This is a genomic window from Stenotrophomonas sp. 2201_Sma, assembly GCF_056486685.1.
In genome coordinates this window covers 3,155,321-3,181,859 of record NZ_CM151329.1, presented here as the reverse complement: position 1 = coordinate 3,181,859, position 26,539 = coordinate 3,155,321, and the positions used below count along the sequence as shown (strand labels likewise).

25 protein-coding genes are annotated in these 26,539 nt (G+C 68.1%); 18 read left to right on the top strand and 7 right to left on the bottom strand.

The window, feature by feature from the left end; translation table 11 throughout:
- Nucleotides 1-23 precede the first annotated feature (23 nt).
- Nucleotides 24-1,529, bottom strand: coding sequence for a helicase HerA-like domain-containing protein (locus ACZLIF_RS14830; RefSeq protein WP_053516846.1), 1,506 nt, complete (start codon nucleotides 1,527-1,529; stop codon nucleotides 24-26).
- Nucleotides 1,530-1,652: 123 nt separating this feature from the next.
- On the opposite strand from ACZLIF_RS14830, the gene ACZLIF_RS14825 reads away from it, so the two are divergent.
- A complete protein-coding gene (locus ACZLIF_RS14825; RefSeq protein ID WP_128988875.1) occupies nucleotides 1,653-3,263 on the top strand; it encodes a transglycosylase SLT domain-containing protein in 1,611 nt (536 codons plus the stop codon).
- Nucleotides 3,264-3,286: 23 nt separating this feature from the next.
- Nucleotides 3,287-3,634 carry a ribonuclease E inhibitor RraB gene (locus ACZLIF_RS14820; RefSeq protein ID WP_053516848.1) on the top strand — a complete coding sequence of 116 codons (348 nt, stop codon included), beginning with the start codon at nucleotides 3,287-3,289 and terminating at the stop codon, nucleotides 3,632-3,634.
- A gap of 61 nt (nucleotides 3,635-3,695) precedes the next feature.
- Here ACZLIF_RS14820 and asd read toward each other — a convergent pair whose 3' ends face one another.
- Together asd and ACZLIF_RS14810 are read right to left on the bottom strand one after the other, a co-directional pair.
- A complete protein-coding gene (gene asd / locus ACZLIF_RS14815) occupies nucleotides 3,696-4,538 on the bottom strand; it encodes an archaetidylserine decarboxylase (RefSeq protein WP_053516850.1) in 843 nt (280 codons plus the stop codon).
- Nucleotides 4,535-5,185, bottom strand: a complete 651-nt coding sequence (locus tag ACZLIF_RS14810) for an SCO family protein (RefSeq protein ID WP_065181843.1) — start codon at nucleotides 5,183-5,185, stop codon at nucleotides 4,535-4,537. Before ACZLIF_RS14810 ends, asd begins: the two co-directional genes overlap by 4 nt.
- Before the next feature lie 122 nt (nucleotides 5,186-5,307).
- Here ACZLIF_RS14810 and prmB point away from each other — a divergent pair, with 122 nt between their 5' ends.
- The 8 genes from prmB (at nucleotide 5,308) to ACZLIF_RS14770 (ending at nucleotide 13,314) form a co-directional block, all read left to right on the top strand.
- On the top strand, nucleotides 5,308-6,237 hold the full coding sequence (gene prmB / locus ACZLIF_RS14805; protein WP_053516852.1) for a 50S ribosomal protein L3 N(5)-glutamine methyltransferase: 930 nt from the start codon (nucleotides 5,308-5,310) through the stop codon (nucleotides 6,235-6,237).
- A complete protein-coding gene (aroC, locus tag ACZLIF_RS14800) occupies nucleotides 6,234-7,337 on the top strand; it encodes a chorismate synthase (protein ID WP_053516854.1) in 1,104 nt (367 codons plus the stop codon). The genes prmB and aroC overlap by 4 nt, the downstream gene beginning before the upstream one ends.
- On the top strand, nucleotides 7,330-8,367 hold the full coding sequence (locus ACZLIF_RS14795) for a 2-hydroxyacid dehydrogenase (protein WP_053516856.1): 1,038 nt from the start codon (nucleotides 7,330-7,332) through the stop codon (nucleotides 8,365-8,367). Before aroC ends, ACZLIF_RS14795 begins: the two co-directional genes overlap by 8 nt.
- A gap of 89 nt (nucleotides 8,368-8,456) precedes the next feature.
- Nucleotides 8,457-9,485, top strand: a complete 1,029-nt coding sequence (locus ACZLIF_RS14790; RefSeq protein ID WP_053516858.1) for an aspartate-semialdehyde dehydrogenase — start codon at nucleotides 8,457-8,459, stop codon at nucleotides 9,483-9,485.
- A 70-nt stretch (nucleotides 9,486-9,555) separates the two neighbouring features.
- Nucleotides 9,556-11,472 carry a motility hub landmark protein FimV gene (locus ACZLIF_RS14785; RefSeq protein WP_128988877.1) on the top strand — a complete coding sequence of 639 codons (1,917 nt, stop codon included), beginning with the start codon at nucleotides 9,556-9,558 and terminating at the stop codon, nucleotides 11,470-11,472.
- 26 nt (nucleotides 11,473-11,498) lie between these two features.
- The gene (locus ACZLIF_RS14780; RefSeq protein WP_074900255.1) at nucleotides 11,499-11,858 is read left to right on the top strand and encodes a VOC family protein; all 360 of its coding nucleotides are present in this window, start codon (nucleotides 11,499-11,501) and stop codon (nucleotides 11,856-11,858) included.
- Nucleotides 11,859-11,890: 32 nt separating this feature from the next.
- Nucleotides 11,891-12,661 (top strand): tRNA pseudouridine(38-40) synthase TruA, encoded by a 771-nt coding sequence (truA, locus tag ACZLIF_RS14775; protein WP_128988879.1) that lies wholly within the window; start codon nucleotides 11,891-11,893, stop codon nucleotides 12,659-12,661.
- Entirely contained in the window at nucleotides 12,658-13,314 is a 657-nt protein-coding gene (locus tag ACZLIF_RS14770) for a phosphoribosylanthranilate isomerase (RefSeq protein WP_053520071.1), read from the top strand. The genes truA and ACZLIF_RS14770 overlap by 4 nt, the downstream gene beginning before the upstream one ends.
- Nucleotides 13,315-13,337: 23 nt before the next feature.
- Here ACZLIF_RS14770 and ACZLIF_RS14765 read toward each other — a convergent pair whose 3' ends face one another.
- Nucleotides 13,338-14,225: a LysR family transcriptional regulator gene (locus tag ACZLIF_RS14765; protein WP_128988881.1), complete on the bottom strand. Its 888-nt coding sequence runs from the start codon at nucleotides 14,223-14,225 to the stop codon at nucleotides 13,338-13,340.
- Nucleotides 14,226-14,321: 96 nt separating this feature from the next.
- On the opposite strand from ACZLIF_RS14765, the gene trpB reads away from it, so the two are divergent.
- The 5 genes from trpB (at nucleotide 14,322) to glmM (ending at nucleotide 19,481) form a co-directional block, all read left to right on the top strand.
- On the top strand, nucleotides 14,322-15,539 hold the full coding sequence (gene trpB, locus ACZLIF_RS14760) for a tryptophan synthase subunit beta (protein WP_053520073.1): 1,218 nt from the start codon (nucleotides 14,322-14,324) through the stop codon (nucleotides 15,537-15,539).
- Nucleotides 15,536-16,225 (top strand): hypothetical protein, encoded by a 690-nt coding sequence (locus tag ACZLIF_RS14755; RefSeq protein ID WP_128988883.1) that lies wholly within the window; start codon nucleotides 15,536-15,538, stop codon nucleotides 16,223-16,225. Before trpB ends, ACZLIF_RS14755 begins: the two co-directional genes overlap by 4 nt.
- Nucleotide 16,226: 1 nt before the next feature.
- The gene (trpA, locus tag ACZLIF_RS14750) at nucleotides 16,227-17,036 is read left to right on the top strand and encodes a tryptophan synthase subunit alpha (RefSeq protein ID WP_128988885.1); all 810 of its coding nucleotides are present in this window, start codon (nucleotides 16,227-16,229) and stop codon (nucleotides 17,034-17,036) included.
- 205 nt (nucleotides 17,037-17,241) lie between these two features.
- On the top strand, nucleotides 17,242-18,117 hold the full coding sequence (accD, locus tag ACZLIF_RS14745; protein WP_053520076.1) for an acetyl-CoA carboxylase, carboxyltransferase subunit beta: 876 nt from the start codon (nucleotides 17,242-17,244) through the stop codon (nucleotides 18,115-18,117).
- Nucleotides 18,117-19,481, top strand: a complete 1,365-nt coding sequence (glmM, locus tag ACZLIF_RS14740; RefSeq protein ID WP_053520077.1) for a phosphoglucosamine mutase — start codon at nucleotides 18,117-18,119, stop codon at nucleotides 19,479-19,481. Before accD ends, glmM begins: the two co-directional genes overlap by 1 nt.
- An 85-nt stretch (nucleotides 19,482-19,566) precedes the next feature.
- Here the strand turns inward: glmM and ACZLIF_RS14735 are convergent, their stop codons facing one another.
- The 3 genes from ACZLIF_RS14735 to ACZLIF_RS14725 are packed head-to-tail and all read right to left on the bottom strand — an operon-like array spanning nucleotide 19,567 to nucleotide 23,465.
- The gene (locus tag ACZLIF_RS14735) at nucleotides 19,567-20,424 is read right to left on the bottom strand and encodes a polysaccharide deacetylase family protein (protein ID WP_128988887.1); all 858 of its coding nucleotides are present in this window, start codon (nucleotides 20,422-20,424) and stop codon (nucleotides 19,567-19,569) included.
- A complete protein-coding gene (locus ACZLIF_RS14730; RefSeq protein ID WP_128988889.1) occupies nucleotides 20,417-21,562 on the bottom strand; it encodes a glycosyltransferase family 4 protein in 1,146 nt (381 codons plus the stop codon). Before ACZLIF_RS14730 ends, ACZLIF_RS14735 begins: the two co-directional genes overlap by 8 nt.
- A gap of 19 nt (nucleotides 21,563-21,581) precedes the next feature.
- Entirely contained in the window at nucleotides 21,582-23,465 is a 1,884-nt protein-coding gene (locus ACZLIF_RS14725) for a DUF3413 domain-containing protein (RefSeq protein ID WP_111186386.1), read from the bottom strand.
- Nucleotides 23,466-23,614: 149 nt separating this feature from the next.
- Here ACZLIF_RS14725 and ACZLIF_RS14720 point away from each other — a divergent pair, with 149 nt between their 5' ends.
- The 3 genes from ACZLIF_RS14720 (at nucleotide 23,615) to secG (ending at nucleotide 26,504) form a co-directional block, all read left to right on the top strand.
- A complete protein-coding gene (locus tag ACZLIF_RS14720) occupies nucleotides 23,615-24,592 on the top strand; it encodes an isopenicillin N synthase family dioxygenase (protein ID WP_128988891.1) in 978 nt (325 codons plus the stop codon).
- Between the two features lie 685 nt (nucleotides 24,593-25,277).
- Nucleotides 25,278-26,033, top strand: a complete 756-nt coding sequence (tpiA, locus tag ACZLIF_RS14715) for a triose-phosphate isomerase (RefSeq protein ID WP_065175542.1) — start codon at nucleotides 25,278-25,280, stop codon at nucleotides 26,031-26,033.
- A 33-nt stretch (nucleotides 26,034-26,066) separates the two neighbouring features.
- Entirely contained in the window at nucleotides 26,067-26,504 is a 438-nt protein-coding gene (gene secG, locus ACZLIF_RS14710; protein ID WP_065175541.1) for a preprotein translocase subunit SecG, read from the top strand.
- Nucleotides 26,505-26,539 lie beyond the last annotated feature (35 nt).

Sequence of the window (26,539 nt, the reverse complement as noted above, 5' to 3'; positions counted from 1 at the left end):
TTTCTCAGGAATACGAAAGGGCCTCAGCGCTTGCCGCCGAAGATGCCGCCCAGGATGCCGCGCACGATCTGGTTGCCCAGCTTGGTCCCGACCGTGCGCGTGGTCTGCTTGGCCATGGTTTCAATCATGCCCTGGCGACGCTTGGTGCCGAAGATCGCATCCTTGATCGCCTGGCCGAATCCACCTTCCTGTGCCTCGTCCTGCTCGCGGCTGCGCGCGGCCGGGGTCTGGGCCTGCTCCACGCTCTTCTGCGCCCGCTGGGCCAGCAGCTCGGCGGCCGATTCACGGTTGACCGCCGTGTCGTAGCGGCTGCCGACCGGGCTGCCGGCACGCACCTGTGCGCGCTCGGCCTCGGTGACCGGCCCCATCCGGCAGCGGGGCGGCGCGATCATCGTCTGCTGGACCGGCATCGGCACGCCCTTGTCCTGCAACGTGGAAACCAGTGCTTCACCGGTGCCGAGCTGGCTCAGCACCTTGGCGACGTCCAGCTTCGGGTTCGGCACGAAGGTTTCGGCAGCGGTCCTGACCGCCTTCTGGTCGCGCGGCGTGAAGGCCCGCAGCGCGTGCTGCACGCGGTTGCCGAGCTGGCCCAGGATGTTGGAGGGCACGTCGTCGGGGAACTGCGAGCAGAAGTACACGCCCACGCCCTTGGAGCGGATCAGCCGCACCACCTGCTCGATGCGCTGCACCAGCGAGGATGGCGCATCGTCGAACAGCAGGTGGGCCTCGTCGAAGATGAACACCAGCTTGGGCTTGTCGAGGTCGCCCACTTCCGGCAGCTGTTCGAACAGTTCCGACAGCAGCCAGAGCAGGAAGGTCGAGTACAGCTTGGGCTTGAGCACCAGCTGGTCGGCGGCGAGGATGCCGATCACACCGCGGCCGTCGTGATTGACCCGCATGATGTCGGCCAGTTCCAGTGCCGGCTCGCCGAAGAAATTCTCACCGCCGTCCTGCGCCAGCCGCAGCACGGCACGCTGGATCGCTGCGATCGACTGCGCGCTGACCAGTCCGTACTCGGTGGAAATGTCCTTGCGCTCTTCGGCGACCAGGCCGAGCAGGGCCCGCAGATCATCCATGTCCAGCAACAGCAGGCCGCGGTCGTCGGCCAGCTTGAACACGATGTCCAGCACGCCGGCCTGGGTGTCATTCAATTCGAGGATGCGCGCGAGCAGGGTCGGCCCCATCTCGCTGACGGTGGTGCGCACCGGGTGGCCGAGCTTTCCGTACAGGTCCCAGAAGATGGCCGGGCTGCCTGCCGGCGCATAGTCGGCCACGCCGATGTCCGCGGCGCGCTTCAGCAGCGCTTCGCTGCCCGTGCCGGGCACGGCCAGGCCGGACACATCGCCCTTCACATCAGCGAGGAACACCGGAACCCCGAGCCGCGAGAATCCTTCGGCCAGGGTCATCAGGGTCACGGTCTTGCCGGTGCCGGTGGCGCCCGCCACCAGCCCGTGGCGGTTGCCGAGTTTCGGCAGCAGGGTGACGGCCACATCGTCGGTGATGCCTTTGCCGAGCAGAATCGGATCCATGGTCCAGCCCTTGTGGTGAATGCGCCCAATGTTAACCGGCAGCGATGACGGCCCGAAGGTCGGCTTGCCCCGACCTTGGCGGCGCCGCTACTCTGCCTGCCTGTTTCGCACACAGTGCCAAAAATGCCCGTTCCTGTCCTGATTTCCCGCACCTGGCCGTTGCTGGCCCTGGCTGGCCTGGTTTCCCTGGCCCCCGATGCCCACGCCCAGCGGGTTTCCGCCCGGGACAAAGTGAAGGTAGATGCCCTGCAGCAGCGCATGACGGCTGCCGAGAAGCGTTACAGCGATGCGCTGCTGCTGGTGGCCAACGCCGACCCCAAGGGCAGCAACGAGGCCGACGCGGCGCTGGAGGACATGGAGGATGTCATCAGTGAGTGCGTGAAGCAGAAGGGTTGTCAGATGAGCAACATGCTGGCCACCTACAAGCGCCTGCTCAAGCGCGATGCCGATGCGGCCGCGGAAGACGAGGGCGGTGAACTGCCCGCCGAGCGGCTGGAAGCCGACCCCGACCATATCGGTCCGTTGACCGCCGACGTGCCGGAAGCCGCACGCGCAGCGGCACTGCTCAACGACAAGCGGCACGCCTTCGACAACATGGTCGAGTACAACCCGGCCGTCCAGGCCGGCATCCGCCGCTGGCTGACCGACATGCGTCCGGCGCTGCTGACCAGCTACGAGAACTACCAGAACCTGCGTGCCGTGATGTGGCCGGAGTGGGAGAAGCGCGGCCTGCCCGAAGCGCTCCTGTTCGGCATCATGGCCAAGGAATCCAATGGCCGCGTGCATGCGTCCTCGCGCGCTGGCGCCGCCGGCCTGATGCAGTTCATGCCGGCCACCGGGCGGCGTTTCGGCCTCGGTCCGGACGGCACCGGGTTCGATACCCGCTTCGATGCCCACAGCGCTGCTGAAGCCGGTGCGACCTATCTCAACGAGCGCATGCGCGAGCTCAACAACAACATCGAGTTGTCGCTGGCCGGGTACAACGGGGGTGAAGGGCGCGCCCTGCGCGTGGCGCGCGAGAATCCGGGGCAGAGCTTCTGGGTCGACCGTGTCTACAACCAGTTCCCCGGTGAAACCAAGGATTACGTGCCGATGGTGATCGCTGCGGCGTGGATCTTCCTGCACCCCCAGCAGTACGGCGTGGAGTTCCCGAAGATCAGCGCGCAGCCGGCCACCCTGCGCCTGGCGCGCTCGACCACCATCTACGAGCTGACCATCTGCCTGGGCAGCCACGGCACCCGTGATGGCTACATGCGTGCGCTGCGCAACCTCAATCCGCGTTATGAGGCTGATGGCTGGATTCCGGCCGGCACCCTGATCAACGCAACCACCCGCATCGCGAGCCTGTATCAGCGCAACTGCGTGAGCGGACCGCGTGCCGACCTGGCGCGCACCCTGATCACGGCCGACCTCAATGCCGCCATCGTGCGGCCAAGCGCTGCCAGCTACACCGGCAGCGTGGCGGTGGGCGGCGTGGTGCCGGTGGCCGATGCAGCCAGTTCGACCAGCGTACCGACCGCACCGGTGGCGGCAGTGGCCGCGCCTCGGCCGGCACCGGCCGCGCGACCGAAGCCGGCACGCAGCTACAAGGTCGGCCGCGGCGAGACGCTGGGCCGCATCGCGGCCAAATTCCAGTGCGACGTGCCGACGCTGGCACGCGCCAACGGTCTGAAGGCACCGGCCTACAGCCTGCGCCAAGGCCAGGCGCTGAAGCTGCAGGGCTGCGAAAAGTAATCTCCACGACCTCTGGAACTGCCATGGACCTTGAAGCAACCCGCAACCTGTTCGCCAATCTGCGCGAAAACACCGACTGGGACATCAGCGGCCCGCTGCTGTGGGGCTATTTCTTCGTGCATTCCACTGCCGAGCCGCTGCAGGCACTGGCCGCGCATCTGCAGGCGCAGGGCTACACCCTGGTGGAGGTGTTCGAGCAGGAGCCGGACGAGGGGGACGCGCCGTTCCACGTGCTGCATGTGGAGCGCGTGGAGGTCCACGACGAAGCGTCGCTGGATCGCCGCAACCAGGAGCTGGCAGCGCTGGCAGCGCAGATGGGTGTGGAAGACTACGACGGCATGGACGTCGGCCCGGCCCCCACCCTGCAGTAGGGGCCTGTGCGTAGTGCAGGGCGCGTGCCCGGCGCTACGCAGCAACCCGGTGGCGGGATTGTCAGCGCAGCGTGGCCAGGGCCTGGCCGAGCTGCACCGGTGACTCCGCAGCCAGGTGTGGAGCGAACTCCGCCACGCCCGGCGGCAGCAGCACGACCACGGTGGAGCCATAGTTGAAGCGTGCCATCTCCGCGAAGCGCTCCAGGCGGATGCCCTGGCCGCGATAGTCCTTGCGGGTGATGCGGTCACCGTACTGCGGGATCTCCTCGCCGCTCCACACTGTCTCCACGCCGGAGACCAGCAGCGCGCCGACCATCACGCTCACCATCGGGCCGAAGCTGGTATCGAAATGGCAGACCAGGCGCTCGTTGCGTGCGAACAGGCGTGGCACGCCTGCCACGGCGGCCGGACCCACGCTGAAAAGGCGGCCTGGCACATGCACGGTCTCGCGCAGGGTGCCGGTCCAGGGCATGTGCACACGGTGGTAGTCGCGCGGGGACAGGTAGACGGTCGCGTACAGGCCGTCGTTGAACGGCTTGGCGTCCTCGGCGCTGCCCAGCAGCTCGGCGGCGGTGAACGACTGGCCCTTGGCCTGGAAGATGCGGCCGGCCTCGATGTTGCCGAGCTGGCTGACACGGCCGTCGGCCGGCATCACCAGGGTGCGCGGATCGGCATCGGCCACGCGTGCGCCCGGTTTCAGCGCACGGGTGAAGAACTGGTTGAAGGTGGCGTAACTGCGCGGGTCGGGGTTGGCGGCTTCGTCCAGATTGACGTTGAACCTGCGGCTGACGGTGTCGATCAGCCAGCGCGACACGCGCGGGTTGTCCGAGTACGCCAGCGAGCGCGCCATCGAGGACAACAGGCGATGGGGCAGGGCGTATGTCAGGGCGGTGGTGAGGCTCATGGGGCGGTTTTCTCGGTCAGCTTCTGCAGGTCGCGGGCGATCGCCGGCGCGTTGAACGGGGGGCGCACCAGGCCGGCGAGCCGGCCCTGCGGATCGAGCACGGCCAGGCTGGCCGAGTGCTCGACGGTGTAATCCTCGGGATTCTCATCGAAATGCTTGCCCGGCACCTTCTGGAACACGAAGCCCAGTGCGGTGGCGAAGCGTTCCAGCGAAGGGACGTCGGCGGTGGCCGCCAGGGTGTCCCTGTGGAAGCCGTGCGCGTACTCGCCAAGGCGGGTGGCGCTGTCGCGCTCGGGATCGACGGAGACGAACAGCACCCGCGGACGCAGCCCGTCGGGCAGTGCTTCCCACTGCTGCTGCGCACCGGCCAGTTCGGCCAGGGTGGTCGGGCACACGTCGGGGCAGAAGGTGAACCCCAGGAACACCAGGGTCCAATGGCCCTTCAACTCGCCCGGAATGAGCCGCGTGCCATCGGACTGGGCCAGGTTGAAGTCGGGCAGCTCGCGCGGCTGCGGGTACAGGGTGATCGCTTCGGTGGCCGGCTGGCCGGCCGGGGGCTTCGGAGCAAAGACCTGCTGCGCGGCGAGCAGGCCCAGGCCCGCCGCCAGGGCGATCAGCAGGATGATGCCGACGTTGCGATTGAACATGGGAGCCCCCGCGCGAAGTGGTCCCCATCATACCGGCTGCGGCCTGATCGTTTCCGTCGCAACGGATGCCGGCGCAGGCGCCAGCCCCTATAATCGGGGGCCACTTTGCCCGCAGTACCGCCATGACCGCTGAAACGGCCGCCGAACTCCACACGATCATCGACCTGATCCGCTACGGCACCAGCCGTTTCAACGCCGCCGGGCTGACCTTCGGGCACAGCTACGACAACGCCCTGGACGAGGCGACCCAACTGGTGCTGCACAGCCTGCACCTGCCGCATGACCTGGGCCCGGCGTATGGCCAGGCGCGGTTGCTGCAGGAGGAGAAGGTGCGGGTGCTGGAGCTGTTCCAGCGCCGCATCGACGAACGTATCCCGGCCGCCTACCTGACCGGCGAGGCGTGGTTCGCCGGCCTGAGCTTCAAGAGCGACGCGCGCGCCCTGGTGCCGCGTTCGCCGATCGCCGAGCTGATCGAGTGTGGTTTCGAACCCTGGCTGGCCGGCCGCGACGTCAGCCGCGCGCTGGATCTGTGTACGGGTTCGGGCTGCATCGCCATCGCCATGGGCCACTATTACCCGAACTGGGAGGTGGACGGCGTGGACCTGAGCGACGACGCACTGTCGCTGGCCGAAGAGAACAAGGAGCGCCTGCAGGCGCACAACGTCACGCTGATCAAGTCCGACCTGTTCAGTGGCCTGACCGGCCGCCATTACGACCTGATCGTCACCAACCCGCCGTACGTCACCAACGACGAGACCGATGCCCTGCCGCAGGAATATTCCTACGAGCCGGAAATGGGCCTGCGTGCCGGCGATGACGGCCTGGACCTGGTGCTGAAGATCCTGCGCGATGCGCCGCTGCACCTGAGCGAGGACGGCCTGCTGATCTGCGAAGTGGGCGAGTCCGAGCAGCACCTGGTCAAGCTCCTGCCGGAAGTGGACTTCGCCTGGATCGAGTTCAAGGTCGGGCAGATGGGCATTTTCGCGGTCGAATGCCGCGAGCTGATCGCCCACAGCGCCCGCATCACCGAACTGGCGGCGCAACGGCCGTGAGCTCCAATTCGTTCGGCAAGCTGTTCACCGTCACCACGTTCGGCGAGTCGCACGGGCCGGCCATCGGCTGCGTGATCGATGGCTGTCCGCCCGGGCTGGCGCTGGACGCGGCCGAATTTGCCCACGATCTGCAGCGCCGTGCCACCGGCAAGAGCCGGCACACGTCGGCGCGGCGCGAGGCCGACGAGGTCGAGATCCTGTCCGGCGTGTACGAGGGCCTGACCACCGGCACGCCGATCGCGCTGCTGATCCGCAACACCGATCAGCGCAGCAAGGACTACGCGAACATCGGCCAGCAGTTCCGGCCGGGCCATGCCGACTACAGCTACTGGCACAAGTACGGCATCCGCGATCCGCGGGGCGGTGGCCGTTCCTCGGCGCGCGAGACCACCATGCGCGTGGCCGCGGGCGTGGTCGCCAAGAAGTGGCTGGCCGAGCGCTTCGGCGTCACCGTGCGCGGGTATCTGTCGCAGCTGGGCGGTATCACTCCTGCAGGTTTCGACTGGTCGGCGGTGGAAGACAATCCGTTCTTCTGGCCGCACGCCGCGCAGGTGCCGGAGCTGGAGGCGTACATGGATGCGCTGCGCAAGTCCGGCGATTCGGTCGGCGCGCGCGTGGACGTGGTTGCCGACAACGTGCCCCCGGGCTGGGGCGAGCCGATCTACGGCAAGCTCGATGGCGAGCTTGCGGCGGCGCTGATGAGCATCAACGCGGTCAAGGGCGTGGAGATCGGCGACGGGTTCGCCAGCGCGGCCCAGAAGGGCACCGAACACCGTGACCTGCTGACCCCGCAGGGTTTCGCCAGCAATCACGCGGGCGGCATCCTGGGCGGCATTTCCACCGGCCAGCCGGTGGTCGCGTCGATGGTGTTGAAGCCGACCTCCAGCCTGCGCCTGCCGGGCCCATCGCTGGACACCGCCGGCAACGTGGTCGAAGTGGTCACCACTGGCCGCCATGATCCCTGCGTCGGCATCCGCGCCACGCCGATCGCCGAAGCGATGGTGGCGCTGGTGCTGATGGACCAGGCATTGCGTCACCGCGCGCAATGCGGCGATGTCGGCACCATCACGCCCCGCATTCCCGGGCAGGTCGATGGCTGAAACGCGGCCGACGGTGTGGGTGAGCCAGCCGCTGATCGAGGCGGCCATCGCGCCGCTGCGTGATCGCGTGCAGCTGCGCACCACCGACGCCGTCACCGTGTGGTCGCCTGAGCAGATCGCCGCACAACTGGCCAGCGCCGATGGCGCGATCATCACCCTCAACGAGCGTATCGGCGCGGCCGAGCTGGCCAATGCCTCGCGGCTGCAGGTCGTTGCCAACGTCGGCGTGGGCTACAACAACCTGGATGTGACCGCGCTCAGCGCGGCGGGCATCCTGGCCAGCAATACCCCCGACGTGCTTACCGAGACCACCGCCGATCTGGGCTTCGCACTGCTGATGGCCGCCGCGCGCCGGATCACCGAATCCGAGCGCTGGCTGCGTGAAGGGCACTGGCAGCAATGGTCGTTCCAGACCATGCTCGGTGCCGACATCCACGGCAGCACCCTGGGCATTCTCGGCATGGGGCGGATCGGCCAGGGCATCGCCCGTCGTGGCGCGCATGGTTTCGGCATGAAGGTGCTGTACCACAACCGCTCGCGACTGCCAGCAGATGCCGAAGCAGCAGTCGGTGCCGCTTATGTCGATCTGGATACGCTGCTGGCGCAGTCCGACCATCTGGTGCTCGTGCTGCCTTACACCCCGGCCTCGCACCACCTGATCGACGCCGCTGCGCTGGCGAAGATGAAACCGACGGCCACGCTGGTGAACATCGCGCGCGGAGGCCTGGTCGACGAAACAGCGCTGGCCGATGCACTGGCCCATGGGCGCCTGGCCGCTGCCGGGCTGGACGTCTACGAAGGCGAGCCGGCCGTACGCCCGGAACTGCTGGCGCTGCGCAACGTCGTGCTGACCCCGCACATCGGCAGCGCTTCGCTGGCCACGCGTACGGCGATGGTGCAGCGGGCCGTGGACAACCTGCTGGCCGCGCTCGGCCTGGCCGGCGGGCCGGCGCACATGCCGAGCGCGATCAATGCCGACGCGGCGCTGGCCGCACGTGCCGCCCTGGGCAAAAAAAACGGGAAACGATAGGGAGCCTCCGCGCGTTCCGTCCGAGGAGGTTCCCCGAACCCAGCTGTCGTGCGTGAATTTTTCCCATCCGTTTTCTTGAGAGTTCCCCCATGAGCAATGCACAACGCCGCTTCCATGTCGCCATCGTCGGTGCCACCGGCGCCGTCGGCGAGACCATGCTGGCCATCCTGGCCGAGCGCGGTTTCCCGGTCGGAACCCTGAGCCTGCTTGCCTCCGAGCGTTCGGCCGGTGGTGAGGTCGAGTTCAACGGCGAGAAGGTCAGGATCCAGGACCTGGCGAGCTTCGATCCGAAGGGTGTGGAGATCGCCCTGTTCTCCGCAGGTGGCAGCGTCTCCAAGGAGTACGCACCGAAGTTCGCCGCCGCCGGTGCGGTGGTGATCGACAACTCCTCGGCCTTCCGTTACGACGATGACGTCCCGCTGGTGGTATCGGAGGTCAATCCGGACCAGATCGGCAATCGTCCGCGCGGCATCATCGCCAACCCCAACTGCTCGACCATGCAGATGCTGGTCGCGCTGGCGCCGCTGCATCGTCGCTATGGCATCGAGCGCATCAACGTCTCCACCTATCAGTCGGTGTCCGGCGGTGGACGCTCCGCACTGGAGGAGCTGGGCAAGCAGACCGGCCAGCTGCTGAGTTTCCAGGAGATCGATCCGCAGCGTTTCCCGGTGCAGATCGCCTTCAACCTGATCCCGCACATCGACGACTTCCAGGACAACGGCTTCACCAAGGAAGAAATGAAGCTGGTGTGGGAAACCCGCAAGATCCTGGGCGACGACAGCATCCTGGTGAACCCGACCGCGGTGCGCGTGCCGGTGTTCTACGGCCATTCCGAGTCGGTGGCGATCGAGACCCGCGACAAGGTCACCGTGGCCGAGGCCCGTGCGCTTCTTGAACAGTCGCCCGGCATCGAGGTGGTCGACCGCCATGAAGCCGGCGGCTATCCGACGCCGGTCACCCACGCATCGGGCACCGATGCGGTGTACGTCGGCCGCATCCGCGAGGATCTGTCGCATCCGCGTGGCCTCAATCTGTGGATCGTGTCGGACAACGTGCGCAAGGGCGCAGCCCTGAACGCGGTGCAGCTGGCAGAGCTGGTCGCTGCCGAGCAGCGTTGATCGACAGCCCGGGCGCCCTGGGCTGCTCTGTGCGTGCGGACCCCGGTCCGCACGCTTTATAGTGTCGCCCATGAATAAACGGGCCAAGGGCGCATCGCGCCCGCTCACCTATCTGTCTGCCGCACTGCTGGCTCTGGCCAGCAGTCCGGTGTTCGCGCTGGGGCTGGGCGACATCCGCGTCCTGTCCAGACCCGGTCAGCCGCTGCTGGCGGAGATTCCGGTGGTGTCCGCCGATCCTTCGGAGCTGGAGAATCTGCGCGTGGCGCTGGCATCGCCAGCCACGTTCGAACGTGTCGGCCTGCAACAGCCGACCGGCCTGGTGGGCGAGCTCCAGTTCGAGCTGACCCGCAATGCGCAGGGGCGGGCCGTGGTGCGGGTCACCTCGCAGATGCCGGTGGAGACGCCGTCGCTGAGCTTCCTGGTCGAGGCCGACTGGGGGCAGGGGCGGTTGGTGCGCGAGTATTCGGCCCTGATCGATGCGCCCTCCAGCGCGCTGGCCGTGGCGGAACCGGAAATCGTCGCACCGGCGGGCACGCTCTCCAATACCATCGCCCGCGATCCGCCCGCCGAGGCGGCGGTACCGGCGCCTGCACAGGGCGGGACGCCGGCCAGTGCGACCACGGCGGCTGCACCGGTGCGTCCGCGCGCTGCCGCTGCACCGTCGTTGCCGCCGGCTGCCGATGGCAGCATTACCGTGCAGCGCGGGCAGACCTTGTCGCAGATCGCCAGCGCGGTCGCCCGCGGCAACCAGGTCAGCCGCGACCGGGCGATGATTGCGCTGCTGCGTGCCAATCCCGAGGCCTTCATCCGGGGCAACATCAACCTGCTCAAACAGGGTGCGGTACTGCGCATGCCCGGCAGTGACGCGCTGGCGGCTGTGGATGCGGCCGAAGCCGGTGCCCTGGTCCGCGAACACGCCGCGCAGTGGCGGCAGGCGCGTACCGTGCCGCAGGCGGCAGGCGTTCCTGCACCTGCGGTCGCTGCGCGGGCCACTTCTCCGGCCGCCGCGGCCGGGGCACGACTTGAGATCGCCCCGGCGCTGGCGTCCGACGCCGCGCACGCGGGCACAACCACCGGCACCGGAGCCGGCAGCGAGGGTGACATGCTGGGCAACGAACAACTTCGCCAGGCGCGCGAGGACATCGCCACCCGCGATGCCGAGATCGGCGAGCTGAAACAGCGTGTGGCCGAACTGGAGACGCTGAAGGCACAACAGCAGTCGCTGATCGCGATGAAGGACAACGACCTGGCGGCGGCCCAGCAACGGCTGGCACAGGCGCCGGGCGCGCGTGACGCCGGAACGCCGTGGTACTGGCTGGGACTGCCGGTGCTGCTGGTGCTGGCAGGCGCCGCATGGTTGCTGCGCCGTCGCAAGCCATCGCCGCTGCCGCCGCTGCGCGAGGAAGACGATGCCACAGCTCTGGCGGCGGCCGTGCCAGCCGGTGCCGCGCTCGATACGCTGGCCGAGCAGTCTGCGTGGTCTACCGCCGATGCCGACAGCGGGCGCCAGGAGCCGGCGATGCCGGCCTGGGCGACGATCGCCGACGCCCGATCCGAAGACGGATCGGGCGGCACGGACAAGCAGCCGTCGGGCGATGGCAAGGACGAGGCACCGTTGCCGGAACCCGTGACCGACCTGCCGCGCTGGGACGAACCGGTGGACGAGAGGGGTGTTGGCCGGCCGACGGCCCAGGAAGCCGATTCCGGGGTTTCGGTCCCGGACTACGCGCTGCATGCCGAGCAGCAGCCGCAGTTCCGCGGCGTGTTCGACCTGCCCGCCGATCTGCAGGACAACGACGCCCCGTCGGTGGAGGATGCCGGCGACACCTGGTCGCCCCGCGCTGGGCAGGAACGCCTGGAGCTGGCGATCGCCTACCTGGATCTGGGCGACGCACAGACCGCGCGTACCCTGCTGCTGGAGGTTGCCGAAGGGGGCGACCCGGACTGCCAGGCGCAGGCGCGCGAGCTGCTGGCCCGGCTGCCGTGACCGATACCTTCGACAAGGACCCTGCCATGACCCGCGAGCGTCGCATCGACTATGTTGAGTTCGCGTCCCGCGACCCGGCCGCCAGCCGTGCCTTCTTCGAGAAGGTGTTCGGCTGGTCGTTCGTCGATTACGGCAGCGACTACACCGCCTTCGACGATGGTCGCCTGCAGGGGGGCTTCTTCCGCGGCCAGCCGCAACGCGCTACTGAAGGTGCCCCGCTGCTGGTGCTGTACGCCGATCAGCTGGCCCCCGCCGAAATGGCCGTGCGCCAGGCGGGTGGTGAGGTGGTGCGGCCGGTGTTCTCCTTCCCGGGCGGCAGCCGCTTCCAGTTCGTCGAACCCGGTGGCAATGAACTGGCGGTCTGGTCGGAACGCGATCCGGCCTGAGCGTCGTCCACTCCGCAACATCGAGGTAGCACATGCGTTATGCGCTTGGCGTCGAGTACGACGGCAGCGATTTCAGAGGCTGGCAGAACCTGGGAGAGGGCGGTCCCAGCGTCCAGGCCAGTCTTGAGCAGGCCCTGTCTTCGGTGGCCGACGCGCCGCTGCAGGTGGTCTGCGCTGGCCGAACCGACGCCGGCGTGCACGGCCAGTGCCAGGTCGTGCATTTCGATACCGACATAGTGCGCGACCCGCGCGCCTGGATGCTGGGTACCACCACCCGCCTGCCGCGCTCGATCGCGGTGCGCTGGTGCGTACCGGTGGCGGAGGATTTCCATGCGCGGTTCTCAGCGCGGGCGCGCCGCTACCGTTACCGGCTGCTCAATCGCGAAGTACGGCCGGCGCTGGACCGGCAGACGCTGAGCTGGGAGCGTCGCGCACTGGACGCGACGCTGATGCACACGGCCGGGCAGGCGCTGCTGGGTGAGAACGACTTCAGCGCGTTCCGCTCGGTCCAGTGCCAGGCCCTGCATGCGCGGCGCGAGCTGCAGTCACTGCAGGTCAGCCGCCACGGCGAGGTGATCGAGGTGGCGGTACAGGGCAATGCATTCCTTCATCACATGGTTCGCAATATCGTCGGTTCGCTGATCCTGGTCGGCAGCGGCGAGAAACCGGTGGAGTGGATCGCCGAGCTGCTGGCCGGAAGGGATCGCACCGTAGCCGGTCCCACTGCACCGCCGCAGGGCCTGGTGTTTATTGGACCGCTGTACCCCGACAACTGGCATCTGCCCGCCGAGGTCACGCTATGAGCCGCTCCTACTACCGTACACGCATCAAGTTCTGTGGAATGACCCGTGCCGGCGACGTGCGCCTGGCCGGCGAGCTCGGCGTGGATGCGGTGGGTTTCATCTTCGCCCGCGAGAGCAGCCGCCGGGTTGCGCCCGCCGAAGCGCGCGCGATGCGCCAGGCGATCGCGCCGATGGTCGACGTGGTGGCGCTGTTCCGCAACAACAGCAAGGAAGAGGTGCGCGAAGTGCTGCGCACCGTGCGGCCCACCCTGCTGCAGTTCCATGGCGAGGAGGACGAGAGCTTCTGCCGCAGCTTCAACATGCCTTACCTGAAGGCGGTCGCGATGGGGGGGCGTGAGGAAGTCAACGCGCGTACCCTGCAACTGCGCTATCCGAGCGCGGCCGGCTTCCTGTTCGACAGCCACGCACCGGGTGGCGGTGGCGGTACCGGTGTTGCATTCGACTGGACCCGCATCCCGACCGGGTTGCATCGGCCATTCCTGCTGGCCGGCGGTCTGACCCCGGACAATGTGTACGACGCGGTGCTGGCGACCCTTCCGTGGGGCGTCGACGTCTCCAGCGGCATTGAACTGGAGCCGGGCATCAAGGACGGCTACAGGATGCGCACCTTCGTCGAGGAAGTGCGCCGCGCCGACTGCACCGTGCTGGAGTAGGACCGGGAGGCTGCGGCGTCACGTTACCTCAGCTGGGCCGCGACCCAGTCCGCCAGGGCGTCGACGCGTGCGTCGGCCTGGCCCTCCGGCCGCGCCAGGACCCAGAAGCCGCCCGTGGCGGAGAAACCCCATGGGGCCAGCAGCCGGCCTGCCGCGAGATCCTCAGCGACCAGCGGCTCCGGCGCGATCGCTGGACCCAGCCCGGCCACCGCCGCTTCCAGCAGGTAGTAAAGGTGTTCGAAACCCGTGCCCAGCCGCAGCCGGGCGGGGTCGAGATCGTGCGCCTGCGCCCACGTCGGCCACGCCTGTGGCCGTGAGCTGGTGTGCAGCAGCGTCTCCTGCAGCAGTGCCGAGGGCGGCACATGGCGCAGGCGCTGCGCCGCCGGATGTGACGGTGCCACCACCACGCCCACCCGCTCGGGCGCCAGCTCGCGCACCTGCCAGCCCCGTGGCCACGGCCCCTGCGCCAGCAGCAGGACCGCATCCAGTGCCGCCTGCGCCTCGGTGAAGCTGCCGTCCAGTGCCGACCACTGCAGGCGCACACCGGGCAGTGCGGCCTGCAGGGCGGGGAGGCGCGGAATCATCCAGCGCGCCAGCACGCTGCCGCTGCAGCCCAGTACCAGCGCTGGCGACGCCGCGGGCCGCCGCAGCTCGCGCACGCAGTCTTCGATGCCGGCGAAGGCTTCGCTGCAGGCCGCCTGCAACAGTGTTCCCGATGCGGTCAGGCGCAGGCCACGCCCGGCGCGCTGGAACAGGGCCAGGCCCAGATGATCCTCCAGCAGCTTCAGCTGCCGGCTGACCGCACCATGGGTCACATGCAGGTCCTGCGCGGCGCGGCCCACACCGCCCAGACGGGCGGTGGCCTCGAACGCGCGCAGGGCATTGAGTGGCGGCAGCAGGGATCGGCTCATGTGAGATTTCCTGACGATAGGTGCCAGATAATATCCATTTTCCGGTCATGACCCGTGCGCTAGAGTATCCACCTGTCTGAATCACCGGTCCCTGCCATGTCTGCCTCCCCCATTGCCGACTACCACGCCTTCCCGGATGCCCAGGGCCACTTCGGCCGCTATGGCGGCAGCTTTGTCGCCGAAACCCTGGTCGGTCCGCTGCAGGAGCTGGCCCAGGCCTATGACCAGGCCCGCCAGGACCCCGCGTTCCAGGCGGCCTACGACCGCGATCTGGCTCATTACGTGGGCCGGCCGAGCCCGATCTATCATGCCCAGCGCCTGAGCGACCACGTCGGCGGCGCACAGATCCTGCTCAAGCGCGAGGACCTGAACCACACCGGCGCGCACAAGATCAACAACACCATCGGCCAGGCGCTGCTGGCGGCGCGGATGGGCAAGACGCGCATCATCGCCGAGACCGGCGCCGGCCAGCATGGCGTCGCCAGCGCCACCGTTGCCGCACGCCTGGGCCTGGAGTGCGTGGTGTACATGGGCGCCACCGACATCGAGCGGCAGAAGATCAATGTCTACCGGATGAAGCTGCTCGGCGCGACGGTGGTGCCGGTCACCTCCGGTTCGGCGACCCTGAAGGATGCGCTCAATGAAGCGATGCGCGACTGGGTGACCAACGTGCAGGACACCTTCTACATCATCGGCACCGTGGCCGGCCCGGACCCGTATCCGCGCATGGTGCGCGATTTCAATGCCATCGTCGGCCGCGAAGCGCGCGAACAGATGCTGGCCGAGTACGGCCGGCTGCCGGATGCGATCACGGCGTGCGTGGGCGGTGGCAGCAACGCGATCGGCCTGTTCCATGCCTTCCTCAACGACCGCCAGGTCGAGATCGTCGGCGCCGAAGCGGCCGGTGACGGTATCAACACAGGCCGCCATGCCGCCTCGATCGCAGCAGGGCGTCCAGGCGTGCTGCATGGCAACCGCACCTACGTGCTGTGCGACGACGACGGCCAGATCATCGAGACCCACTCGGTGTCGGCCGGCCTGGACTATCCGGGGGTCGGCCCGGAGCACGCGTTCCTGGCCGACAGCGGGCGCGCACGCTATCTCGGCATCACCGACGAAGAAGCGCTGCAGGCGTTCCATCTGCTGGCACACACCGAGGGCATCCTGCCGGCGCTGGAGTCCAGCCACGCGCTGGCGCAGGCGATCAAGCTGGCGCGCGAGCGTCCGCGCGACCAGATCGTGCTGTGCAATCTGTCCGGGCGTGGCGACAAGGACGTGCATACCATCGCCGCACGCGAAGGGCTGGTGCTGTGAGTCCCATGCTGCGCCATGGTGGCGCGCTGGTACTGGCAGTGGGGCTGGGCGGCTGCACGCCGCCCGATCCGCCGGTGCTGGCGCCCGCGGCGACGTCTCCGGCGGCCATCGCCCCGGCCCGCCAGGTGGCCAGCAACGACGACGATGCCGCCCATCACCCGATCGAGGATGCACCGTTGCCTGCAGCAGGGGAGGTCGCAGATGACGTGGCCGCGCCGACGGTGGCTTCGGTCGCGCTGGACCATGCCGGCGAGGTGCTGATCGGCCAGCCTTTCAGCGAACTGCAGGCCGAGGCGCAGTGGCACTCGGCTGGCCTCGCCGAGGCGACGGCCGGGCGCTGCGACTATTACGAGCGCGGCACGCTGCCCGAGGGCGTGGCGATGCTGGTGCAGGACGGCAACGTGGTGCGTTTCGACCTGGCTCCGATCGACGATTCGGGACTGGTGGTGACCCAGCCCGGGCCGTTCGGACTGCGCCTGGACATGCCGCGTGCGCAGGTGCTGCAGCAGATGCCGCAGGGCGTCATCGCCGCTGCCCTGGGCGCTGATGCCGACGCCGGCGAATCCCTGCTCTGGCAGGACCCCGGTTCCGATCTGGCGATCCGCGTGGAGATCGTGGATGGCACCGTATCCAGAATGCATTGGGGCGCCAGCGGCGCCGTTGACCTGATCGAAGGATGTACCTGACATGCCCGTATCCCGACTCGACGCCTGTTTCCAGCGCCTGCGCGAACAGCAGCGCAAGGCACTGATTCCCTTCGTCACCGCTGGCGATCCTCTGCTGGAAGCAACCGTGCCGGTCATGCATGCACTGGTTGAGGCGGGCGCCGATGTGATCGAACTGGGGGTTCCGTTCTCCGATCCGATGGCCGACGGCCCGACCATCCAGCGCAGTTCCGAACGTGCGCTGGCGCGCGGTGCAGGCAGCCGTTACGTCCTGCAGGCGGTAGCGCAGTTCCGCCAGCGCGATACGCAGACGCCGGTGGTGCTGATGGGCTATCTCAATCCTGTGGAGATCCATGGCTACGCGGCATTCGCCAAGGCCGCGGTGACCGCCGGCGTAGATGGCGTGCTGCTGGTCGACCTGCCGCCGGAGGAAGCCGGCGAAGCCCAGCAGGCCTTTGATGCGGAAGGCCTGGCCCTGGTCCTGCTTGCCTCCCCGACCACCAGCCCGGCACGCGCGGACAAACTGCTCGCGCTGGCGCGGGGCTACCTGTACTACGTCAGTTTTGCCGGTGTCACCGGTGCGTCCGACCGCCTCGACAGCGAGGCCGCCAGCGTACGCCTGCAGGCGCTGCGTGAACGGGCCACGGTCCCGGTGGTGGCCGGCTTCGGCATCCGCGATGCCGCCAGTGCGGCGGCCATGGCGCGCGAGGCAGACGGTGTGGTGGTGGGCAGCGCCCTGGTCGCGGCACTGGCCGAAGCGACCTCGGCCGAAGAGGCGGCCCAGCGGGCGCACGCATTCCTGGCGCCCCTGCGCCAGGCCCTGGACGCCTGACGGCAGCGCCCGGCCATGCCCGGCGGTGCGCGCTACGGCGTATCCGCCGGGCGTGGCCCGGTGCTGCCTGCGCTAAACGTACGTCCCAGCATGGTTTTTCCGCCGCCGCCCACAGGCCGGCAAGGGGTGCACGGGCGGGGAAAGCGGAGCTAGACTGTCCGCCTTTGCGGCCCCCGGGCCGCCCTGAACGGAAGTGTCCTCCCGCATGAGTTGGCTCAGCAAGTTGATGCCGTCCGGCATCCGCACCGACAACACCCCCAGCAAGAAGCGCAGCGTCCCCGAGGGCCTGTGGGAAAAGTGCAGCAACTGCGGCAGCGCGCTGTACCGGCCGGAACTGGAAGAGAACCTGGAGGTCTGCCCGAAGTGCGGCCACCACATGGCGATCCGCGCGCGCGCGCGCCTGGCCGCGCTGTTCGATGCGGACAGCACCACCGAGATCGGCGCGCGCCTGGGGCCGACCGACCTGCTGAAGTTCAAGGACCAGAAGAAGTACAGCGAGCGCATCAAGATCGCGCAGAAGAACACCGGCGAGTACGACGCGCTGATCGCCATGCGCGGCCTGCTCAAGGGCCGTCCGCTGGTCGCATCCTCGTTCGATTTCGCCTTCATGGGCGGTTCGATGGGTTCGGTGGTCGGCGAGCGCTTCTCGCTGGCGGCCGAGGCTGCCGTGGAGATCGGCGCGCCTTACGTCTGCTTCTCCGCCAGTGGCGGCGCGCGCATGCAGGAAGGCCTGTTCTCGCTGATGCAGATGGCCAAGACCTCGGCTGCGCTGGGCAAGCTGCGTGAAGCCGGCCTGCCGTACATCTCGGTGCTGACCCATCCCACCACCGGTGGCGTGTCGGCCTCGTTCGCGATGCTGGGTGACATCAACATCGCCGAGCCGCAGGCGCTGATCGGATTCGCCGGGCCGCGCGTGATCGAACAGACCGTGCGCGAGAAACTGCCGGAAGGTTTCCAGCGTTCGGAATTCCTGCTGGAGCATGGTGCCATCGACCAGATCTGCGACCGCCGCGAAATGCGTGACCGCCTGTCCGACCTGCTGGCGATGCTGGGCCGCCAGCCGGCGCCGGAGGTGGCTTGATGGGAGGCCGCAAGTACTTCGGTACTGATGGCATCCGCGGACGTGTCGGTGAGGGAGCGATCTCGGCCGACTTCGTGCTGCGCCTGGGCAATGCGCTGGGCCGCGTGCTGGTGGCCCGGCACGGCCAGGACGGGCGCCGCCCGATCGTGGTGATCGGCAAGGACACCCGCATTTCCGGCTACATGTTCGAGGCGGCGCTGGAGGCGGGCCTGGTCGCCGCCGGCACAGATGTGCAGCTGCTGGGCCCGATGCCCACCCCGGCGGTGGCGTTCCTGACCCGCACCTTGGGCGTTGATGCAGGCATCGTCATCAGTGCTTCGCACAATCCGCATTACGACAACGGCATCAAGTTCTTCTCCGCACAGGGCGAGAAACTGGACGACGCCACCGAACTGGCGCTGGAAGCCGCACTGGACGTGCCGTTCACCACGGCTGAATCGGAGCGGCTGGGCAAGGCGTCGCGCGCGCGCGAGGCGGTAGGCCGCTACATCGAGTTCTGCAAGGCCAGCGTGCCGCGTGCGTTCGATCTGCGTGGCGTACGTCTGGTGCTGGACTGCGCGCATGGTGCCACCTACCAGATCGCCCCGCTGCTGTTCCGCGAGCTGGGTGCCGAGGTCATCGGCATCGGTGCCGAGCCGAACGGGGTGAACATCAATGCCGGCGTCGGTTCGACCCATATCGACAACCTCGCCGCCAAGGTCCGCGAGACCCGTGCCGATCTCGGCATCGCCTTCGACGGTGACGGCGATCGCGTGCTGATGGCTGACGACCAGGGCAATCCGGTCGACGGCGATGACCTGCTGTACATCCTGGCACGCACCTGGCAGGCGGAAGGTCGCCTGCGTGGGCCGGTGGTCGGCACGCTGATGAGCAACTATGGACTGGAGAAGGCGCTGGCCGACCTGCAGATCCCGTTCCAGCGCAGCAACGTCGGCGACCGCTACGTGCACCAGGCGCTGATCGAAGGTGACGGCGTGCTCGGTGGCGAAGCCTCGGGCCATCTGCTGTGCCTGGACCGGGCCACGACCGGTGACGGCATCGTCAGTGCGCTGCAGGTCCTGCTTGCGCTGCGCAGCAGCGGACAGACACTGCGGCAGGCGTTGCAGCCGCTGGTGAAGGTCCCGCAGAAGACGGTGAACGTGCGGTTGGGCAATGTCTCGGCCAAGACCACCGTGCAGGCCGAAAGCGTGCAGTCGGCACTGCTGGAGGCGCAGCAGGCCGTGGCCGGCCGTGGGCGCGCATTCCTGCGCCCGTCCGGCACCGAGCCGGTGGTGCGGGTGACGGTCGAGGCCGATGACGCAACACTGATGCAGGACACGCTGGATCGCCTGTCGGCCGCAGTGAAGGCCGCCGCCGCGGCCTGAGCCCGGAGGTGGTTCCGCAACGGACAACGCCCCGGACGACCGGGGCGTTTTCTGTTCAGAGGGCCGCTGCTGGGCCGAGGCGGACTCAGGGGCCCGGCACCATCTTCTTCTGGCGGGCTTTGAAGCCGTTGAACAGCGGCGCGATCAACGGGTTGTAGCTCTGCGCGATGCGCTTGCGCAACCAGCTGGCCGGCCGGTTGCGGATCGCGAAGCGGTAGATGCGTTCGGGATCGCCGCCGATCACGTTGCGGCCGAACGGGTGGGTGGTATGCAGGTAACGGAACCCCTGCTCGCGCGCGACTTCGACATGGTCATCGTCGAAGTCACCGTACGGCCAGCACAATGTGTCCGAAACTGCGCCCAGCTTGTCCTGCAGGACCTGGCGCGAGAGTGCCAGGTCGTTGCTGATGCCGGCCCGGCGCTGCGCGCGGTCCAGGTCGTCGCGGCGCAACCAGCGTGTATGGGTGTGGGTATGGCAATGCACCTCGAAGGTGCCCGCGTCGATCGCCGCGCGCGCTTCGCTCCAGCGCATCATCACATCGTCGCTGCGCCCCTGCTCGTAGATGGCGGCCTCGCAGCCGCGATGGTCCGGCGTTGCCGGCAGTACCGCGCCGGGCAGGCCTGCATGCGGCCGCACCGGGCCTTCGCCCATCCATCCGGTGACCACGAACACCACCGCGTGCATGCCGTACTTCTGCAGGATCGGATGCGCGTAGACCCAGTTGTCCAGGTAGCCATCGTCGAAGGTGATGACGATCGACCGGCGCGGCACCGGCCTGCCGGCCAGGAACCCGGCGTACTGCTCCAGTGTCAGTGAGGTCCAGCCACTGTTGGCCAGCCAGGCAATCTGGCTTTCGAAATTCTCCGGCGACACCGTGATCATGCCGGGCGACGGACTGACGTGATGGTGCATCAGCACCGGTACGGTTCGGGCATCAGCCATGTCCCAGCTCCTTCAGCCACTGGCGGTAGTAGTGTTCGGTGGTCTCGCCGTGGCCGGTGGGTGTGAAGCGGTGCGCAGCGCGCATCCATTCCCAGCCGGCACGGCCCATCTGCCGGCGCCGTTCCGGATCGTCCACCAGCAGGCGCAGAGCGCCCGTCAGGGCAGCATTGTCGCCCAGCCGGGTGAGGATCGCATTGCTGCCGTCCACGACCATCTCCGGCACGCCACCAACCCGCGTCGCCACGATCGGCACGCCGACGTACGCCGCTTCCAGAAACACGGTGCCGGCGGCTTCCTTGTGCGAGGCGAGGGCGAAGATATCGAAGCCGGCCATCAGCCGGCAGGCGCCGTCGCGGTAGCCGAGCAGGTGGACCTGCGACTGCAGGCCGTGCTCGGCGCACATCGCCTGCAGGCGCTCCATCACTGGCTGCCCGTCGCCGATCACCACCAGGTGCAGGTTCGGATTGGCCTTGCACAGCGGCACCATTGCCTGCAGCAGATCGGCATGGCCCTTGGGCTCGCGCAGCACCGCCACGCAGCCGACCACGATGTCCTGTTCGCCGAAGCCGAGCTCGGCACGGACTTCGGCACGCACGTCCTGCAGGCACTGCCACGGATCTTCCTTGCGGATATCGGTCCAGCGCGGTGGAACCGCGATCGGCGGCACGATGCCGATGCGCTCAGCGGGAATGCCACGGTCGGCCAGCAGCTGCTTGACGAAGCTGCTGACGGTCAGCACCCGGTGCGGCAGGCCGGTATAGGTCAGCAGCGAGTTGACCGGACTCATCAGGTGGCGCGAGCGTACCACCAGCGGCGCACCGCCGAGGCGGGCGCCGGCGGCGGCAATCAAGGCGTCGCGACGGCTGGTGGTGTTCACCACGTCATAGCGTTCGCGGCGCACCAGGCGCGAAACCGACCAGATGCCGCGCAGCAGGCGCGCCAGCCCTCCCATGCGCAGCGTATGCACGGTGAAGCCGTCATCGCGCGCCAGCTGCGCCAGCCGTGCCTCGGGCTGGTACAGCAGCGAGACGTCGTGGCCGCGCGCGCGCATGGCCTGCATGTGGCGGAAGATGTAGATCTCCTGCCCGCCCATTCCCTTGGCGGCTTCGGTGTGCAGGATGCGCAGCGAACGTTTCATGCGGACTCGATCCTTGATATCAACGATTGCGGAAGCGCGTCAGCGCTTCCCAGGCGGAACGGATCGCGGCTGCGTCCGGCGCCTGTTGTGGCAGTGGGCGATAGTGCCGATCCAGCGCGGTGGCATTGCCGAACTTGTCGAACACGTAGAGGGCATCGCCGTGGCGGACGGCGCGCTGCGACCAGCTCTCCACCACCAGGGCACGGAGCCCTTCCGGGGCCGCCAGCAGATCCTGGCCGGTGCTGTAGTCGGCCAGCGGGTTCTCGCAGCCCAGGGCGTGCCGCATCAGCGTGGGCACCCAGTCCTCATGCGAGCTGGTGCGCGCATCACGGCCGCTGGCCTCGCCCGGCCAGTGCAGCACGAACGGCACCTGCAACTGGTAGTCGGAGAAGTTGCCGTTGTGGCCCCAGTAGTTCAGCGCGAGGTCGTTGAACTCCTCTGCGTGATCGCCAGTGACCAGCACGATGGTGTCCTGCTCCAGGCCCTGCGCACGCAGGGTATCGAGCAGCGATCCGACCAGGCTGTCGGCGTAGTGGACGGAGGTGTGATAGCGGTTCAGTTCCGGCGTCGGATCGTGGTCCGGCCCGAACTTGAGGAAGTCGATGTCCGCGGCCATCGGCGTGGCCAGGGGCGGATAGTCGGCCGGCAGGTGGTAGGGCGCGTGGGTGGAGTCGAGGAACACGAAACCGAACCACGGGCGCTGCGCGGCCTGGCTGTTACGGATGTCCTGCTGCAGCGACGCGACGATGGCACGGTCGCGGCCATCGGGCTTCAGTGCCGACGGCCCCTGGTGCAGCTGGTCACGGACATCGGCGAACACGGTGCGGTCGAATTCAGGGCTGTACATCGGCGCGCTGCCGTACAGGTGCAGGTCATAGCCCTGCTGTCCCAGGACCTGGAACAGCTGCGAGCCACGCTGCTCGTCAAGCATGCTTGCCCAGTAGCCACCGGGAAGGCCGTAGAGCAGGCCGAACAGGCCGTAGCGGGTGGCGTTGCCGGTGCTGAAGTGATGCTCGTAGACGCGGGAGGACTGCGCCAATGCCGTGGTGTTCGGCATGATCTGTGGCGTCAGCACGTCGTGGCGGAGTGATTCGAGTACCACCATCAGCACGTTCGGCCGCCGGTGGCTCTGGCAGCGCAGCGGATGCAGCGGGTAGTGCAGCTGGGCATGGCGGGGGTCGGGCAGGCCCGCCTGCTGCTGGCTGACCACGCCCAGGCGACGCATGAAGCTCTTGGCGGTGATCGGCTGCGCCCAGGGCAGGTAGTTCCACTGGCTGATCACGTCACGCTCGCCGCGTGCATCGTAATAGGCGGTCGCCACCTGGCCACCTGCCATCAGCAGGATGACCAGTGTCCATGCCTGCAGGACGTGGCGCCGTCGGGGCAGGGCGGGCAGCAGCTTCCAGCAGGCCCACGCCAGCAGGGCTTCGGCGGCGAAGATGGCCGATACCAGGGCGATCGCCTGCAGCCAGGTCTTCCACGACAGTGCGACCTGATCGTGCAGCGCGCCGCCGAACACCATGTTCGCCACCATGGCATTGAGGTGGAAGCGGTACAGCGCGAACACCTTGGCATCGACCAGCAGCAGGCACAGCCACAGGCCCTGCAGCACCACCGCGCCGATGCTCAGAGGACGCGCGCTGCGGGCCCACAGTCCGAGCAGCAGCGGCAGCAGGCCGGCCAGCGCGCCGAACGCCAGCAGGTGGCCGGGCAGGGCAACGGCCAGATACGCCAGGCCGACGGGGCCGCCGGGGTTGTCCCGCAGCGGCACGTTGCCCAGGGTGATGACGGCTGCCAGTACGGCGTTCGCCGCCACGAACAAGGACCACCAGGCCAGCCGGCGCCAGTGCTGGGTACAACCGGGTCGGGAAGCTGGATCGGCGGCGGGTGGAGCGGAGGGCATCGTCGGTACGTGTTCAGCAGGAGCGGGACAAGGGGGCGGCGCCGCCGCGGCCGGCGGATCCGCGCGCGGGTCGCGCATTGTATCGGTTTGTTTCAACGTATCGGTGTCGACCTGCGGGCGATCTGTCACAATGTTCAGGTGGGCCCTGAATGCGGCGGCCCTCCAGACCCAATGACAAGCCAGGAACCGCTGTGAGCCAGATCCCGACCCTCGACATCACCCGTTTTGACAGCGACCGCGAGGCCTTCGTGGCCGAGCTGGGGGCGGCCTATCGCCAATGGGGATTCGCGGGCATCCGCAACCACGGCATTCCGCAGGCCGACATCGACGCGGCCTACGATGTCTTCAAGGCCTTCTTCGCCCTGCCGGAGGAGATCAAGCGGAAGTACCACGTGGCCGGCGGGGGCGGTGCACGTGGCTATACCCCGTTCGGCGTGGAAACCGCGAAGGGGTCCAAGCACTTCGATCTGAAGGAGTTCTGGCACATCGGCCGGGAGATCGGCGACGACTCCAGGTACCGCGACGTGATGCCGCCGAACCTGTGGCCGACCGAGGTCGAGGGCTTCCGTGAGCGGGGCTACGGCCTGTACCAGGCGCTGGACAACCTCGGGTCGCGCGTGCTGTCGGCGCTGGCGCTGCACATCGGCCTGCCGGGGGATTTCTTCGCCGACAAGACCAATTTCGGCAACTCGATCCTGCGCCCGATCCATTACCCGCCGATCACCACCGACGACATTCCCAACGTGCGTGCCGGTGCGCATGGCGACATCAACTTCATCACCCTGCTGGTCGGTGCCAGTGCGGCGGGCCTGGAGGTGCAGTCGCACGATGGCAAGTGGGTGCCGTTCACGTCGGATGCGGACACCATCGTGGTCAACATCGGCGACATGCTGCAGCGCCTGACCAATCACGTGTATCCCTCCACCATCCATCGCGTGGTCAATCCCCCGGGCGAGCTGGCCCGCCAGCCGCGCTACTCGGTGCCGTTCTTCCTGCACCCGAACCCGGACTTCCTGATCGACGTGCTGCCGTCCTGCATCACCCCGGAGAACCCGAGCCGGTATCCGGAGCCGATCACCGCCCACGGCTTCCTCGAGGAACGCCTGCGCGAGATCAAGCTGAAGTAATGAAAAGGCCGCCGCGAGGCGGCCTTTCCATTACGGGTAGCGCCGGGCCGTGCCTGGCGAGCGCAGTGGAAGGTGCCCGGCAGGGCGGCACCCTGCACCCGCAGAGGCCAAAGCCAAAGCCAAAGCCAAAGCCAAAGCGGCTCTGGGATGTTCCGTGGGGAGGCGGGGAGGCGTCGGATGGCGGGGACGCCGTAAACCCATCCCTGGGGGCTTGGCCGCGGCATCCATGCCGCGGACACCCCGCCATCCGACACCTCCCCGCCTTCGACAGTTTCCCGGTGACGGTTGGATGGGATCTGTCAGGTCGAGGTGGGGCAGGGGTCAGATCCGGATCTGACCCCGGCAGTCACCCGCAATGCCGCTTTTGCCTTTGATCTTCTTTTCTCTTTCCGTGGCGGGCGGAACCGCCGGAATATGTCAGAAGCCGGGCGGGTGGGGCTGCGCAGGGGCGTGAGCCGCATGGATGCGGCGATCGAGCTTACAGGGACGTACTTGCAGCGTCCCCTGCGCAGTCCCGCCCGCCCGGCCAGGCCGATCAACTACCCGGGGCTCCTCGCGACCAACCCCACCCCGCCACGAGGGGCCGCGCCGTTGGCTGGAAATCCATGTAACCGCTTACACGGAAACGGATTTTTGCCGTAACGGGTATCATGACCGGCTGACTTCACACAGGAGCCACCCGCTCATGCGCCGCAAGATCGTCGCCGGAAACTGGAAGCTGCATGGCAGCCGTCAATTCGCCAATGAACTGCTGGGGCAGGTGGCTGCGGGGCTGCCGCTGGACGGGGTCGATGTCGTCATCCTGCCGCCGCTGCCGTACCTGGGCGAGCTGGTCGAGGAGTTCGGCGCGACCGGCATGACCTTCGGTGCCCAGGACGTGAGCAGCAACGAGAAGGGGGCCTACACCGGCGAAGTGTGCGCGGCCATGCTGCACGAGGTCGGTGCCCGTTACGGCCTGGTTGGACATTCCGAGCGTCGCCAGTACCACCACGAGAGCAGCGAACTGGTTGCCCGCAAGTTTGCCGCTGCGCTGCATGCCGGCCTGGTGCCGGTGCTGTGCGTGGGGGAGACCCTGGAGCAGCGCGAGGCCGGACAGACCGAAGCGGTCATCGCCAGCCAGCTGGCGCCGGTGCTGGATCTCGTCGGTGCCGACGGCTTCGCCAGCGCCGTGGTCGCCTACGAGCCGGTCTGGGCGATCGGCACCGGCCGCACCGCGAGCAAGGAGCAGGCGCAGCAGGTGCACGCGTTCATCCGTGGCGAAGTCGCGCGCATCGATGCTAGAATTGCTGATTCACTGCCCATTCTTTACGGCGGCAGCGTGAAGCCCGACAATGCCGGGGAACTGTTCGCGCAGCCGGATGTCGATGGTGGGCTGGTCGGTGGCGCCTCCCTGGTGGCCGCGGACTTCCTGGCCATCGCGAAGGCGGCGGCCGCGAACTAAATCCTAGAAGTATTGTCCGAGGGCGGATTTCCAATGCTGATGTTGATCCTCAATGTCGTCTACGTGCTGGTTGCCGTAGCCATGATCGCGCTGATCCTGATGCAGCGTGGCTCGGGCGCAGCGGCTGGTTCGGGCTTTGGTGCCGGTGCCTCGGGAACGGTGTTCGGTGCGCGTGGCGCCTCGAACTTCCTGTCCAAGTCGACCAAGTGGCTGGCCGTGGTGTTCTTCGGCATCAGTCTCTTCATGGCCTGGTATGCCGGCCACGGCAGCCGTCCTGCCGCCGAGCAGGACCTGGGTCTGATGTCCGCCCCGGCGGCCAGCGCTCCGGCCGCCCCTGCAGGCGAACTGCCGGCCGTTCCGAAGGCCGATGAGGTCCCGGCAGCCCCGGTTCCGGCGGCGACTGTGCCGGCTCAGGCGGAATCTTCGGTTTCTGGTGAAGAAAAGCCGTCGGAAGGCTCCCAGAAAGACTGAAGCCGGTTACAATACGCGGCGCATCGGGAAGATAG

Bases quoted from the DNA above. Each gene is read 5' to 3' on its own strand.
- ACZLIF_RS14830 (WP_053516846.1), bottom strand. From the start codon at position 1,529: ATGGATCCGATTCTGCTCGGCAAAGGCATCACCGACGATGTGGCCGTC.
- ACZLIF_RS14825 (WP_128988875.1), top strand. From the start codon at position 1,653: ATGCCCGTTCCTGTCCTGATTTCCCGCACCTGGCCGTTGCTGGCCCTG.
- ACZLIF_RS14820 (WP_053516848.1), top strand. From the start codon at position 3,287: ATGGACCTTGAAGCAACCCGCAACCTGTTCGCCAATCTGCGCGAAAAC.
- asd (WP_053516850.1), bottom strand. From the start codon at position 4,538: ATGAGCCTCACCACCGCCCTGACATACGCCCTGCCCCATCGCCTGTTG.
- ACZLIF_RS14810 (WP_065181843.1), bottom strand. From the start codon at position 5,185: ATGTTCAATCGCAACGTCGGCATCATCCTGCTGATCGCCCTGGCGGCG.
- prmB (WP_053516852.1), top strand. From the start codon at position 5,308: ATGACCGCTGAAACGGCCGCCGAACTCCACACGATCATCGACCTGATC.
- ACZLIF_RS14795 (WP_053516856.1), top strand. From the start codon at position 7,330: ATGGCTGAAACGCGGCCGACGGTGTGGGTGAGCCAGCCGCTGATCGAG.
- ACZLIF_RS14790 (WP_053516858.1), top strand. From the start codon at position 8,457: ATGAGCAATGCACAACGCCGCTTCCATGTCGCCATCGTCGGTGCCACC.
- ACZLIF_RS14785 (WP_128988877.1), top strand. From the start codon at position 9,556: ATGAATAAACGGGCCAAGGGCGCATCGCGCCCGCTCACCTATCTGTCT.
- ACZLIF_RS14780 (WP_074900255.1), top strand. From the start codon at position 11,499: ATGACCCGCGAGCGTCGCATCGACTATGTTGAGTTCGCGTCCCGCGAC.
- truA (WP_128988879.1), top strand. From the start codon at position 11,891: ATGCGTTATGCGCTTGGCGTCGAGTACGACGGCAGCGATTTCAGAGGC.
- ACZLIF_RS14770 (WP_053520071.1), top strand. From the start codon at position 12,658: ATGAGCCGCTCCTACTACCGTACACGCATCAAGTTCTGTGGAATGACC.
- ACZLIF_RS14765 (WP_128988881.1), bottom strand. From the start codon at position 14,225: ATGAGCCGATCCCTGCTGCCGCCACTCAATGCCCTGCGCGCGTTCGAG.
- trpB (WP_053520073.1), top strand. From the start codon at position 14,322: ATGTCTGCCTCCCCCATTGCCGACTACCACGCCTTCCCGGATGCCCAG.
- trpA (WP_128988885.1), top strand. From the start codon at position 16,227: ATGCCCGTATCCCGACTCGACGCCTGTTTCCAGCGCCTGCGCGAACAG.
- accD (WP_053520076.1), top strand. From the start codon at position 17,242: ATGAGTTGGCTCAGCAAGTTGATGCCGTCCGGCATCCGCACCGACAAC.
- glmM (WP_053520077.1), top strand. From the start codon at position 18,117: ATGGGAGGCCGCAAGTACTTCGGTACTGATGGCATCCGCGGACGTGTC.
- ACZLIF_RS14735 (WP_128988887.1), bottom strand. From the start codon at position 20,424: ATGGCTGATGCCCGAACCGTACCGGTGCTGATGCACCATCACGTCAGT.
- ACZLIF_RS14730 (WP_128988889.1), bottom strand. From the start codon at position 21,562: ATGAAACGTTCGCTGCGCATCCTGCACACCGAAGCCGCCAAGGGAATG.
- ACZLIF_RS14725 (WP_111186386.1), bottom strand. From the start codon at position 23,465: ATGCCCTCCGCTCCACCCGCCGCCGATCCAGCTTCCCGACCCGGTTGT.
- ACZLIF_RS14720 (WP_128988891.1), top strand. From the start codon at position 23,615: ATGCGGCGGCCCTCCAGACCCAATGACAAGCCAGGAACCGCTGTGAGC.
- tpiA (WP_065175542.1), top strand. From the start codon at position 25,278: ATGCGCCGCAAGATCGTCGCCGGAAACTGGAAGCTGCATGGCAGCCGT.
- secG (WP_065175541.1), top strand. From the start codon at position 26,067: ATGCTGATGTTGATCCTCAATGTCGTCTACGTGCTGGTTGCCGTAGCC.